The sequence below is a fragment of the Flavobacterium flevense genome (assembly GCF_900142775.1).
Lineage (GTDB): Bacteria > Bacteroidota > Bacteroidia > Flavobacteriales > Flavobacteriaceae > Flavobacterium > Flavobacterium flevense.
Window position 1 is genome coordinate 356085 of record NZ_FRCC01000003.1, and the last position, 12871, is coordinate 368955.

Annotated in this window: 12 protein-coding genes; all 12 read left to right on the plus strand. The window is 34.1% G+C overall.

Going from position 1 to position 12871, the window contains the following annotated elements; translation table 11 throughout:
- The first annotated feature begins 51 nt into the window (after positions 1 to 51).
- The 12 genes from BUB89_RS07595 to BUB89_RS07650 all read left to right on the plus strand — a co-directional run bounded on the left by BUB89_RS07595 (position 52) and on the right by BUB89_RS07650 (position 12819).
- A complete protein-coding gene (locus tag BUB89_RS07595) occupies positions 52 to 1281 on the plus strand; it encodes an MFS transporter (protein WP_073243627.1) in 1230 nt (409 codons plus the stop codon).
- 419 nt (positions 1282 to 1700) lie between these two features.
- On the plus strand, positions 1701 to 2510 hold the full coding sequence (gene bla, locus BUB89_RS07600) for a subclass B1 metallo-beta-lactamase (RefSeq protein ID WP_073243629.1): 810 nt from the start codon (positions 1701 to 1703) through the stop codon (positions 2508 to 2510).
- 166 nt (positions 2511 to 2676) lie between these two features.
- Positions 2677 to 3594 (plus strand): 6-phosphogluconolactonase, encoded by a 918-nt coding sequence (locus BUB89_RS07605; RefSeq protein WP_073243631.1) that lies wholly within the window; start codon positions 2677 to 2679, stop codon positions 3592 to 3594.
- A 104-nt stretch (positions 3595 to 3698) separates the two neighbouring features.
- Complete coding sequence (locus BUB89_RS07610) at positions 3699 to 4121, plus strand: VOC family protein (protein WP_073243633.1); 423 nt, start codon at positions 3699 to 3701, stop codon at positions 4119 to 4121.
- A gap of 19 nt (positions 4122 to 4140) precedes the next feature.
- The gene (locus tag BUB89_RS07615; RefSeq protein ID WP_073243635.1) at positions 4141 to 4431 is read left to right on the plus strand and encodes an RNA polymerase alpha subunit C-terminal domain-containing protein; all 291 of its coding nucleotides are present in this window, start codon (positions 4141 to 4143) and stop codon (positions 4429 to 4431) included.
- A gap of 110 nt (positions 4432 to 4541) precedes the next feature.
- Positions 4542 to 4949, plus strand: coding sequence for a VOC family protein (locus BUB89_RS07620; protein ID WP_073243637.1), 408 nt, complete (start codon positions 4542 to 4544; stop codon positions 4947 to 4949).
- Positions 4950 to 5184: 235 nt separating this feature from the next.
- The gene (locus tag BUB89_RS07625; protein WP_073243639.1) at positions 5185 to 6483 is read left to right on the plus strand and encodes an APC family permease; all 1299 of its coding nucleotides are present in this window, start codon (positions 5185 to 5187) and stop codon (positions 6481 to 6483) included.
- 405 nt (positions 6484 to 6888) lie between these two features.
- The gene (locus tag BUB89_RS07630) at positions 6889 to 8217 is read left to right on the plus strand and encodes a rhamnogalacturonidase (protein WP_073243641.1); all 1329 of its coding nucleotides are present in this window, start codon (positions 6889 to 6891) and stop codon (positions 8215 to 8217) included.
- 82 nt (positions 8218 to 8299) lie between these two features.
- Positions 8300 to 9592 (plus strand): acetylxylan esterase, encoded by a 1293-nt coding sequence (locus BUB89_RS07635; protein ID WP_073243643.1) that lies wholly within the window; start codon positions 8300 to 8302, stop codon positions 9590 to 9592.
- A 46-nt stretch (positions 9593 to 9638) separates the two neighbouring features.
- The gene (locus BUB89_RS07640) at positions 9639 to 11003 is read left to right on the plus strand and encodes an MGH1-like glycoside hydrolase domain-containing protein (RefSeq protein ID WP_174799728.1); all 1365 of its coding nucleotides are present in this window, start codon (positions 9639 to 9641) and stop codon (positions 11001 to 11003) included.
- Positions 11004 to 11134: 131 nt separating this feature from the next.
- Positions 11135 to 11953, plus strand: coding sequence for a 3-methyl-2-oxobutanoate hydroxymethyltransferase (gene panB, locus BUB89_RS07645; protein ID WP_073243644.1), 819 nt, complete (start codon positions 11135 to 11137; stop codon positions 11951 to 11953).
- Positions 11954 to 12129: 176 nt separating this feature from the next.
- Complete coding sequence (locus BUB89_RS07650) at positions 12130 to 12819, plus strand: RluA family pseudouridine synthase (protein WP_073243646.1); 690 nt, start codon at positions 12130 to 12132, stop codon at positions 12817 to 12819.
- The last annotated feature ends 52 nt before the right edge of the window (positions 12820 to 12871 follow it).

Consider the following 12871-nt stretch of genomic DNA (forward strand, 5'->3'; position numbering starts at 1 on the left):
ATAAGCGTATTGTACTAATTAGTAAGATTCATTTACATCTCTTGATACAGCATGGAAAAAAAATTAGGACTCAAAGAAAATTGGCAACAGTTTACTTTATTGGTTGTCATTAATGCTTTTGTAGGTGGGATGATTGGTTTAGAACGAAATGTTTTACCTCAATTAGCCGAAAAAGAATTTGGTTTAGCATCAAAGTCCGCTATACTTTCGTTCATTATAGCATTTGGAATCACAAAGGCTATATGTAATTATTTTACAGGAAAATGGGCAAATACAGTTGGCAGAAAAAAACTAATGCTCATTGGGTGGTTCTTTGCTTTACCTGTTCCGTTTATTTTAATTTATGCAAATCATTGGAATTGGATAATTTTTGCCAATATTCTTTTAGGACTAAATCAGGGATTAACCTGGAGTATGGCAGTGATTATGAAAATTGATTTAGTAGGAAATAAAAAAAGAGGTCTGGCTGTTGGCATTAATGAGTTTGCAGGTTACTTATCTGTAGGTGTCGTGGCTTTTTTAACCGGTTATATTGCAAACAAGTACGGCATTAGACCTTATCCTTTTTATTTAGGAATTATATTTTCGACGCTGGGAATTTTACTAACTTTTTTCTTTTTGAAAGATTCTAAAGGACATGTTGAAACCGAAAGCATACAAAGCAATATTCCTTTATTAAAAAATATTTTTGCTAATACTACATATAAACATAAATCTTTAAGTGCCATTACACAGGCAGGTTTAGTAAACAATTTAAACGATGGAATGACTTGGGGTTTATTGCCTTTGCTACTACTTTCTAAAAATTTCACTTTGTCTCAAATTGGATTTTTAACTGCTGTTTACCCAACTGTTTGGGGTATTAGTCAACTTTTTACAGGAAAACTTTCAGACCTGTATTCAAAAAGATTATTATTGTTTTATGGAATGCTTCTACAAGCTATTGCCATAATTATCATAGCTTATGCAAAAACTGAAATCCATTTTATAGTGATTGGAATTTCATTAGGACTTGGAACCGCATTGGTTTATCCTACTTTTATTAATGCTATTGCTGACTACGTACATCCAATGCAAAGAGCCGAAAGTTTAGGAACATTCCGATTTTGGAGAGATTTAGGATATGCCTTTGGTGCCCTGTTAACAGGTCTGATTGCCGATAGTTTTAGTATTGAGATTTCAATAGTTGCCATTGGATTATTAACAGCAATATCTGGATTTATAATTTTGATACGGGTAAAAGATGTAGAAAAAACGAATAATCAGGTAGATCGTTTGTAATACAAATCAGAATACATTATTAAATAATTACGAACCAAATTAATCATTAAATCATCTCTCAAAGCTTGTTATTGCAATTGTAATTGAAATAGATCCCACAGGTAAATCCGATTTACACCTATTTAATTTTTTTACGAAATCAATTAGAATTAAGATTTGGCTAAAGCCTCTTTTATTTTATTAATTCAATTCATCTTGCTAAAGTCTAAAACTACTAATAAAACATAATATGCATTAAATAAACGGCTTAACAACTACAACGAATTTGGACAATTTTCTTAATGGGAAGTTGGTTTATACTTGAATTATTTGTCAAATCCTAATAATGGTTTAATTTAGTTCCAAACCTACTTTAGTCCCAGAACGTTAGCACTAATATAAAAAAATAACATCAGCAGTAACTAAGTAAAAATAATCTTATGCAAAAATATTTATTACTATTTTCCATTCTTATAAATTTGAGTTTCGTTTCCTGTATCGAATCTTCAAAACACAGTAAAAACAAATTAAATCAAACAAACAGTAAAGAAGACAGTATTCCTTCAAAAGACAGTTTAATAGTTTACCAAACCGATAATTTAATCATTAAAAAATTATCAAAACATATTTACGTGCATATTTCTTACTTAGATACTAAGACTTTTGGTAAAGTACCTTGCAATGGAATGCTGGTGGTAAATAAAAATGAAGGAATTGTCTTTGACACACCAGCCGAAGAAAAAAGTTCGGAAGAACTTATAAATTTTACAAACAACCAATTAAAAAGTAAAATAATAGCACTTATCCCAACTCACTTTCACAAAGATTGTGTTGGTGGAATTCTAAAATTTGAAGATCATAATATCCCAACATACATTACTATCAAAACAAAGGATTTAATGGAAAGTAACAATCAAGTTTTCACCAAACCTGTAGTAGAATTTGTTGATAGCCTCACCCTTAATGCTGGAAACAAAAAAGTATATGCCCGGTATTTTGGAGAAGGACATACTAAAGACAATATTATCGGATATTTTCCTGAAGACAATGCGATTTTTGGAGGTTGCTTGTTTAAAGAGGTTGGAGCTAGCAAAGGAAATTTGGAAGATGCAAACACAAATGAATGGTCTGCAACAGTTGTTAAAATTAAAAATAAGTATCCCAAAGCCAGAATTGTGATTCCCGGGCACGGAGAAGTTGGAGGACCGGAACTGTTTGACTATACTATAAAACTATTCGAAATAAAATAGCTAGCAGCTAAAATCCATGTAAATAAGGACAAAACATTTACTAAAAAGCTTTCTCTTACAGAATTTGGATTGAGAAGAAGCGCCTTTTTTGTATTTTCGTTCATCCAAAAAAACATTTCCCATCACTGGACAAATTAATAATACATCAGAATAAACAATAATCACAATGAACACAAAGTCCCCATTTACAAGATATGAAGACAATAATAACATCTGGTTGTCTCAACAGCACGAACAAGCATTTAACTTTACGGATTATGGTGTACAACCCACTGTCCTGAATAGTGAAGCCGAAGTAGGTCAGGCCATGCTACAGGAACTTTACAGCACTGCAAAATCAAAAAATGGGGATATTAATATTGCTCTTTTGGGGGGCAGAGGTGCTCAGGAGTTACACCGTTTACTGGGAGAGTTGGCTCAATCATCACAACAGGATGAGCTTCTAGGCAGGCTAAATGTGTTTACTCAGGATGCACTTGCTCCTTTGAGCATGGATAATAGTTTTAGTTTTGTCAGGGATTTTGAACGTATTTTAGGGGATGCTTTTTTCAAAAAAATAAAAAGCTTTACACCTATGCGAACCGATACAGAAGATATCGAGTTGGCACTTATAACCTATTTGACTAAACTGGAAGAACTAGGTGGTTTGGATATCTTTTTTATTGGTCATGGACCTGAAGAAAATCAAGCATCGCACCTGGCTTATATCAAACCTTTTTCTGGAGCACAACACCATCATATTGCTGGGATAATCCCAATATCCAGTAGTATTTTAGAACACCATATCAGTAAGTTTAAAGCAGGCGGAAGTCTGGTAAATGAACGTGATGAAAAAGAATGCCGTTCTGCTCAATATATCCTGACTTTGGGACCGGCTGCGATTTTACAGGCTAAAAAAATTGTGCAGTCGGTAGTTGATGCCGACTCTGCTCCTGCTAAAATTAAAACGTATGCTAACGTACTGAACACACCGTTAAGTGCTGATAAAGAGGAAGCAGCTCAGCAATTGAATACCAATCCGGGCTTATGGATACGATTACATCCCAATACTAAATCATTTGTTTTGCCTAATTTAGAGCTGTAATAGCCGGAAAAAACTCTTGACGCAATTTACCTTTCTTTTGACACGATATGCCTTATTTAGGTGAGGATTAAGTATTAAGTTTGGACTAACAAAATATTTGAACTATGGCACTTATCAATCCGCACATTAATTTTAACGGTAATGCCGAAGAGGCATTTAATTTTTACAAATCAGTATTTGGTGGAGAGTTTACCAGAATAATACGTCTTAAAGATCTTGTAAGTTCTGAATTTCCAATAGCTGAAAAGGATACTAATAAGATCATGCACATTGCTTTGCCTATAGGTGAAAATGTTCTAATGGGCAATGATGTTCCGGAAAGTATGGGACCGGTTAATGAAAACGAAAACAGGTCTAAAATAGCTGTCAGCACTGAAAGTCGCGAAGAAGCTGACCAACTGTTTAACGGACTATCGGCCGGAGGAAATATTGAAATTCCTATTAGTGACAGTCCTTGGGAATCTTATTTTGGAATGTTCAGAGATAAATTTGGTATTGAATGGATAATAGAGTTTGATCCCAAATAATCTACAAAATTATTTAAAAATGAATACACTAAGAACGCTAAGAACTTGTGAACGCGGTCATCAGTACTATAAAAGTAGTGATTGTCCTGTTTGTCCCATTTGCGAAAGCGAACGACAGCCTGAAAGCGATTTTCTTTTAAAACTTTCAGCTCCCGCAAGACGAGCATTGGAAAATAATGAAATAAAAACATTAGAAGAACTTGCAAAGTATAGTGAAAAAGAAATTCTGAAATTCCATGGATTGGGGCCAGCTTCTATTCCAACATTAAAAGAAGAATTAGCAAAAGCAGGTTTAATTTTTAAAAATTAGCAGGCTTTATATTTTAGGAAACAGAAAAAAAATAATTTGAAACTAAAAGTTTAGTGAAACCAAATATTCCGGATGCATAAATTAATTTATAATTCAAAAAACAAAATAAAATGGCAAAACAAGTATTTATCAATTTAGCGGTTAATGATCTCCAAAAATCAATGGATTTTTATGCAGCATTAGGTTTTACTAATAACCCTCAATTTTCAGATGATCAGGGAAAATGTATGGTTTGGAGCGAGAATATTTTTGTGATGATTTTGTCTCATGAAAAATTTAAATCTTTTGCAACTAAACCTATTGCAGATACAAAAACAAAATTAGCCGGACTATTCGCATTAGCGGTAGATAGCGTTGACGAAGTAAACAAAATTGTAGATAGCGGGCTTGCAGCTGGTGGCGTGGAACCAACAGAAATGAAAGATTATGGTTTTATGCAACAACGAACTATTGAGGATTTAGACGGACACACTTGGGAAATTTTTTATATGGACATCACTAAATTCCCAACCGAATAAACTACCGGATAATACTAAAATCAGTATTTCAGAATCACATACACGTTCTTTTTTCTATTGCTAAATTCACAATATGATTTTATAAAAGCTCGAAAACCTAAAGTTTTTTTCAGCGTTTTTACCAAAATCTTGATTTTTCATCCGATTTTGAATTCTTTTGTTGCTAAAAAAATTATTTTCCATAACTTCGTTTTTAAATAGAAAAGGCTTTGAGTCTTTTTACAAATAAAAAAAGATGATAAACCCGGAAGAAGAATTAAAACGAACCATTGGTGTATTTGGTTTATCGGCCAATATTATGAATGTTATCATTGGTGCTGGAATTTTTGCTTTACCCGCCATTGTTGCTGCTTCTATGGGAGCTTCCAGTATTATAGCCTATATCTTTTGTGGAATTTTAATGGCGCTTATCATGCTTTGTTTTGCCGAAGCATCGAGTAAAGTAACTCAAACCGGAGGCGTTTATTCGTATATTGAAACCGCTTTTGGTCCTTATGCAGGATTCCTGGCGGGTATTTTTACCGTAACAGGAACACTTCTTGCTGATGCTGCGGTATCTAATGCTTTAGTCAATGTTTTAGGTTCCACCCATCCTATTTTTCAGGAAACAACGGTACGCTTATTATTTTTAATGCTCGTTTTCTTTGGTTTAGCCCTTGTTAATGTCATTGGTGTAAAACAAGGAATAGGTTTGGTTAAAATGAATACGGTTGCCAAATTAATTCCGCTTTTATTATTAGTGATTTTTGGTTGGGAAGCTGTTTCTGTTGCTAATTTATCTATCGAAAGTTTTCCCAGCATACAGCAATTAGGAAAAACTTCGCTCGTTTTATTTTTTGCATTTCAGGGCTGTGAATCCGGAATAGTCGTTTCAGGTGAAGTGATTAATCCAAAACGCACTATTCCCCGGGCTATTTTTATTAGTATTACAGCCATTGTTATTCTTTATATGCTGATTCAGACGGTGGCTCAGGGCGTTTTAGGAAACCAGCTGCCTCAGTTTACCGCAACTCCGCTCGCTTCGACCGCGAATGTTGTTTTTGGCCCTGTAGGTTTTATAATTCTTACCGTAGGAGCTGCTATTTCCATGTTTGGTTTTCTAAGCGGTGATATCCTGAATAATCCAAGAACCCTCTATGCTCTGGCTCGTGACAAAGTGATTCCTGTTCCGGCTTTGGCTAAAATTCATCCTTCATTTGCTACTCCTTACCTGTCTATTATTGTATATGCTTTGATAGGATTTCTGATAGCTGTCACCGGAAGTTTTGAAAGTTTAGTGGTTATTGCAAGTAGTTCTATTTTAATTGTTTATCTGGGTGTTGTTCTGGCTGTAATTAAATTGAGGTACACTCAAAAAGCCAAACCTGATGAATTTACTATTCCGGGTGGTTTAACGGTACCTGTTTTATCTATTGCAATTATTCTTTATTTTTTATCGAATTTATCTCAAAATGAGATCATTGGAACTATTATTTCAATTGGTGTTTTAACTGCAATTTATGCTTTAATTCGTTTTGTAAAAAACAAAGCTTAGCAAAAAAAGATTTTTTTAGATCTCTTATAATGTGTCAAAGATTAAAAAGATTAGCCTAGATTAATCTTTTTAATCTTTTTAATCATTTTAATCGGTGATTAAAAAATATTAAAAACGGTTCTCGATACATTTTTTATTTCGTCCCGAAGTGTCGGGACTCCACAAAAAACACTCGAACAGACGTTTCTAGTAAATTACACCCAATGGGTTAATTAAGTTTTAAAATCCTGAAAATTTCTGTCTGATTGTGATCAATATACTATCCTGCCCTAAATACAGGATGATTATTTGCTTATCATTTTCTTATCTTCGTTAATTCCAAAAAATTAATGCCTTTACTAAATTAAAGATTAAAAAGGCATTCTTTTTGTGGACTCTAAGCTTTATTAACTTTTATTAAGAAAAATGAAAAAAATCTGTTTATTCATTCTTGCCTTATTAGCAATTACTCCAAAAACATTTTCGCAAAAAAACAATAAAGATCTTTTTCCTGACGGAACTAAAATTCCGGATTGGTTTTTAGATGCAACAAAAATTAACCCGGCCGATTTAGGTAAATTTTATTCAGTTACTGATTATGGTGCTAAAAATGACAGCACTATAATACAAACAGCTGCTATTCAAAACACTATTGACGAAGCTTACAAAAATGGCGGCGGAGTTGTAGTAATTCCGAAAGGAACATTTATGAGTGGTGCTTTATTTTTTAAGCCAAATACTCATTTGCATGTATCTGAAGGAGCGGTTTTAAAAGGTTCTGACAACATCAATGATTATCCAAAAATGCCTTCGCGTATTGAAGGACAAAGCATTGAATATTTTACTGCTTTAGTAAATGCTTATGGAATTAACGGTTTTACTATTACCGGAAAAGGAACTATCGATGGAAACGGATTAAAATTCTGGGAAGCTTTCTGGCAACGAAGAAAAGAAAATCCACAATGTACAAACCTGGAAGTTTCCAGACCGCGTTTAGTTTTTATCTGGAAATGTGATAACGTTCAGGTTCAGGATGTTAAATTACATAATTCCGGTTTTTGGACAAGTCATTACTACCAGTGTAACAATGTGAAAATACTTGATTTACATATTTTTTCTCCACACGAACCAGTAAAAGCGCCTAGTACAGATGCTATTGATATTGATGTATGCACTAATATGTTAATTAAAGGTTGCTATATGGCTGTAAATGATGATGCTATTGCATTAAAAGGCGGAAAAGGGCCTTGGGCTGATAAAGATTTCAGCAATGGCGGCAATCAGAATATTATTATTGAGGACTGTGAATTTGGGTTTTGTCACGCTGCTTTAACAAGTGGTAGTGAAGCCATTCATAACAAAAATATCTTAATGCGTAATTGTAAGGTAAACGATGCTAAACGATTATTATGGTTAAAGATGCGTCCGGATACCCCACAAAATTATGAGTATATTACTGTAGAAAACATTACCGGATATGCCTATAGTTTGATTTATGTAAAGCCGTGGACTCAGTTTTTTGATTTAAAAGGTCGAAAAGAAGCGCCACTATCTTATTCTGATCATATTACTTTAAGAAATATTGATTTAAAATGCGATGTTTTCTATGATATGAAAGTTACAGAGTATGACAAATTAACCAACTTTACTTTTGAAAATTTAAAAGTAGAAGCTAAAAATGATGCTATAGACAAAAGTATTATTAAAGGCTTAACTCTTAAAAACGTTATTGTTAACAATAAGGTAATTAAATAATTACGGTACTCATAGCTATTCTAACCACCAAAGGGTATAATTTAAATCATTATACCCTTTGACATTTTTAACCCCATCAATTATGAAACTATTCTCCTGTCTCTTATTATTTGGACTGGCAACAATAAGTTTAAAAGCCCAAAATACTCCTGCCCCAGTTAAGTTAGTTGAAATTATCCTGACCGCTAATCATTCCGACTGGAATTACAAACTCAATGAAGAAGCTTCCGTAAAAATTAGTGTTCTCAGATACGGTTCGCCTGTTGAAAATGTAGAAATTGAATACCAATACGGTCCGGAACAATTAGCTCCGGAAAAAAAAGGAATTTTAAAACTGGAAAATGGAATTGGTAAAATCAACATGAGCACAATGGATATTCCCGGCTTTCGCCAATTAAAAGTACAAACAAAAATTGATGGTTATACTTATAAAAATGAAATCAAAGCAGCCTATGCACCTTTTGAAATTAAACCAACTGTAAGTTTACCGGAAGATTTTGATGTTTTCTGGGAAAAAGCTATTGCCGAAAATAATGCCATCCCCATGGATGCAGTAGTCACTCCTAAACCGGAATTATCAACTGCTACAGTTGCTGTTTATTTGGTTAGGTTGCAAAATTATAAATCAGGACAGTACTTTTACGGTTATCTGAGTAAACCCAAAGACAATAAAAAACACCCTGTTTTATTTAATCCACCGGGTGCAGGAGTAAAAAAAATAGTTCCCATTACTTCCTTTGCCGATCAGGGTTTCATCAGTTTTACAACCGAAATTCATGGTGTATCTCCTGAAATTTCTGAAACTGATTTCCAAAAAATGCACAAAGAACTTAGCTCATATCCCACAATCGATCTTGAAGACAAAAACAATTATTATTACAAAAGTGTCTATTTAGGTTGTGTTCGTGCCATAGATTTCCTGACAAGTCTTCCTGAATTTGACAGGAAAAATGTAGTGGTAACCGGCGGAAGTCAGGGCGGTGCTTTGACAATTGTGACTGCGGGAATTGATAAAAGAGTGAATTATATTGCTTCATTTTATCCTGCATTAAGTGATAATACCGGATATTTACATAACCGTGCCGGAGGTTGGCCTTCGATGTTTAGGGATAAAAACCAAAACAATATTGTCGAAAAAACAAAAACTATGGAGTATTATGACGTAGTGAATTTTGCTAAAAAAATCACTGTTCCGGGATTTTATTCTACTGGTTATAATGACAATACCTGCTCTCCTACTTCTGTCCTTGGAGCATTTAATTCGATTAAAGCGACAAAAGAAATAGTAATCACTCCTATTTCCGGGCATTGGCGATTTGGTGAAACCAATGACAAAGCGATGCAATGGCTTCAGGAAAAATGTGGAATGGAATAAAAATGTAAAATCTTCTATAGTAATCATCAACTTTAAAAATGTAATTATGATCCAAAAAAACATTTTATTGATATTAGCAATTCTGATCAACTTTTTTTCGGCTCAAAGCCAGGAAAAAGATGCGGTATCCGATTATATTTCTATAATAAAATCTAATATTTATAAGGATTATAAAGGAATGTACCGTAAAGGTGGTGGTTCCCTGGTTTATCCTTTTCTAACTCCGGGCAGTAACCAGTATGATAATGTATTATGGGACTGGGATTCATGGCTAAGCAATATTGCACTGCGACAAATTCTAAGTGACATAGGTTCTCAAAAAGACAAACAAGAAGCTATAAAGTACGAACAAGGTTGTGTACTTAACTTTTTACATTATGGTGATTGGGATGGATACTTGCCTATCGTTATTTGGGAAGATTCAAAACCTCGGGATATTCGCCCTGAAAACATTTATAATGTAAATATGCATAAACCCGTTTTAGCACAGCATGCTGCTTTTATTACCCAAACCAATGATGGAGATGCTGAGTGGCTTCGGGAAAAATTTTATCACCTTCAGGCTTTTGTCAATAATTATAAATCCCATCACAGGAATCAGGCAACCGGACTTTATTATTGGCAAAACGATGTAGCTATTGGTGTTGATAATGATCCTGCAACCTTTTTCAGACCTGAAAAGAGTTCGGCTTCCATTTATTTAAATTGTTTGATGTATAAAGAACTGGAGGCTATGGTTTACCTTGCTAAACAATTAAATCAATCTGCTATAGGTGCGGAATTTGCTAATGATGCTTTAGCTCTAAAAGCTGCCATCCAAAAAAACTGTTGGGATGAACGCGATGGTTTCTTTTACAGTGTAGATTTAAATTTAAAACCCATAGACAATCATCAGGATACTACTTTAGGGCGATCGTTTATCATACATAGCGGCTATCCCAGAGATTATGATTGTCTGATTCAGCGCATTGGAGTTTGGTCTGGCTTTTTAGCCTTATGGGCAGGAATTGCCACTCCTGAACAAGCAGACAGAATGGTAAAAGAACATTATTCAAATACAAAAACATTTAATGCTGCATCCGGAGTGAGAACGCTGTCAAAAATGGAAAAAATGTACAGTTTAAGAGCCAGTGCCAATCCATCTAACTGGAGAGGACCTGTCTGGGGAATTTCAAACTATATGGTTTTTAAAGGATTAGAAAAATATGGCTATAAAAAAGAAGCCTCTGAATTAGCTGAAAAAACAATAAAAATGTTTGGAAAAGACTTCCAAAAAAATGGCGCTTTACATGAATATTATGAACCTGAAACCGGAGAACCATTATTAAACAAAGGATTTCAAAACTGGAACTACCTTGTTTTAAACATGATAGCCTGGTTAGAAAATAAAAAAACAGTAGCAGAGTTTTAATATTTATTGTATATCAATTATTGAAATTGAGACCTTTTAATGATAAACGGGATAGTTAAGAAAGCATTTTCATTTTTCTACATTTCATACAAAATTGTTTTACTACTTTTACAGCTCCTAAAACTACGACTATGTCAACAGCAAAAAAAGACTATAAAAAAATTACAACAAAGTCATTAATTGACATGAAAGCCCACGGAGAAAAAATCTCCATGTTGACAGCTTATGATTATACGATGGCTAAAATTGTTGATTCTGCCGGAATCGATGTGATACTAGTGGGAGATTCGGCTTCTAATGTCATGGCTGGACACGAAACTACTTTGCCTATTACTTTAGACCAAATGATTTATCACGCTTCATCAGTAGTGAGAGGAGCTGACAGAGCTTTAGTAGTGGTTGATTTACCTTTTGGGAGTTATCAATCAGACCCAAAAGAAGCTTTACGTTCAGCTATCAGAATCATGAAAGAAAGCGGTGGTCATGCAGTAAAATTAGAAGGAGGAAAAGAAATAAAAGAATCCATCAAAAAAATATTGAATGCCGGAATTCCGGTAATGGGACATTTGGGTTTAACCCCGCAATCTATTTATAAATTTGGAACTTACACCGTAAGAGCTAAAGAGGAAGAAGAAGCCTTAAAACTTATTGAAGATGCCAAATTATTAGAAAAAATAGGTTGTTTCTCTTTAGTTTTAGAAAAAATTCCTGCCAAATTAGCCCAACAAATTGCAGAAAGCATTTCTATTCCTGTAATAGGCATTGGAGCCGGTTCCGGTGTGGACGGACAAGTATTGGTTATTCACGATATGCTGGGTATGAATAATGAATTTAGCCCGCGATTTTTAAGACGTTATATGAATCTTTATGAAGGAATGACTTCAGCCATTAGTCAATATGTTGATGATGTAAAGTCTAAAGATTTTCCTAACGAAAAAGAGCAGTATTAATTACAATAGCTAAGTTTTTCAACTCCTTACATTTAGCAATAAAATGCCCGAAATAGCATTTGGCTTTATCAGAATTCCTGATGAAACAAAGAAAATTTATTTCGGGCATTTTCTTTTTACCTCTCCCTAATCATTTTAGTAAAACCGTTATTTTTGTATTCTAATTAAAGCCATTCATGAAAGAACTTTCAAATAAAAACAACCTTCAGGTTTTACATGAAGACAATCATATCATTGTCATCAACAAGCGTGTGGGCGATATTGTTCAGGGCGATAAAACAGGCGATAAACCGCTGAGTGAAGTGGTAAAAGAATACATCAAAGACAAATACAACAAACCCGGGGAAGTTTTTTTGGGAGTTGTTCATCGTCTGGACAGACCAACAACCGGAATTGTAGTTTTTGCCAGAACCAGTAAAGCCTTAACCCGGCTTAACGATTTATTTAAAAACAGAGAAACTCAAAAAACCTATTGGGCTGTTGTAAAAAATAAACCTTCGGAAAAGGAAGCAAAACTGGTTCATTACATTAAGAGAAACGAGAAAAATAATACTTCAAAAGCACACCTGAAAGAAGTTCCTGATAGCAAAATGGCGAGTCTGGATTATAAAATCATCAAGGAACTCAATAATTATTTTGCTTTAGAAATTAACCTGCATACAGGCAGACATCATCAAATAAGAGCACAACTTTCCGCTATTGGCAGTCCTATTAAGGGCGATTTGAAATATGGATTTGACCGCAGTAACCCTGATGGCGGAATCCATTTGCATGCCCGAAAACTAGTTTTTATACATCCTGTTACTAAAGAAACTGTAAGCATTGTTGCTCCTGTTCCTAAAGAGGTGATCTGGAATGCAGTGTAATTTGGTATACAAAAAATAAAAATCTTACTTTAAAATACAATTAACTATTCTT

Coding starts and splice junctions, on each gene's coding strand:
- BUB89_RS07630 (WP_073243641.1), top strand. CDS start 6,889: ATGAAAAAAATCTGTTTATTCATTCTTGCCTTATTAGCAATTACTCCA.
- BUB89_RS07625 (WP_073243639.1), top strand. CDS start 5,185: ATGATAAACCCGGAAGAAGAATTAAAACGAACCATTGGTGTATTTGGT.
- BUB89_RS07640 (WP_174799728.1), top strand. CDS start 9,639: ATGATCCAAAAAAACATTTTATTGATATTAGCAATTCTGATCAACTTT.
- bla (WP_073243629.1), top strand. CDS start 1,701: ATGCAAAAATATTTATTACTATTTTCCATTCTTATAAATTTGAGTTTC.
- panB (WP_073243644.1), top strand. CDS start 11,135: ATGTCAACAGCAAAAAAAGACTATAAAAAAATTACAACAAAGTCATTA.
- BUB89_RS07650 (WP_073243646.1), top strand. CDS start 12,130: ATGAAAGAACTTTCAAATAAAAACAACCTTCAGGTTTTACATGAAGAC.
- BUB89_RS07615 (WP_073243635.1), top strand. CDS start 4,141: ATGAATACACTAAGAACGCTAAGAACTTGTGAACGCGGTCATCAGTAC.
- BUB89_RS07635 (WP_073243643.1), top strand. CDS start 8,300: ATGAAACTATTCTCCTGTCTCTTATTATTTGGACTGGCAACAATAAGT.
- BUB89_RS07610 (WP_073243633.1), top strand. CDS start 3,699: ATGGCACTTATCAATCCGCACATTAATTTTAACGGTAATGCCGAAGAG.
- BUB89_RS07595 (WP_073243627.1), top strand. CDS start 52: ATGGAAAAAAAATTAGGACTCAAAGAAAATTGGCAACAGTTTACTTTA.
- BUB89_RS07620 (WP_073243637.1), top strand. CDS start 4,542: ATGGCAAAACAAGTATTTATCAATTTAGCGGTTAATGATCTCCAAAAA.
- BUB89_RS07605 (WP_073243631.1), top strand. CDS start 2,677: ATGAACACAAAGTCCCCATTTACAAGATATGAAGACAATAATAACATC.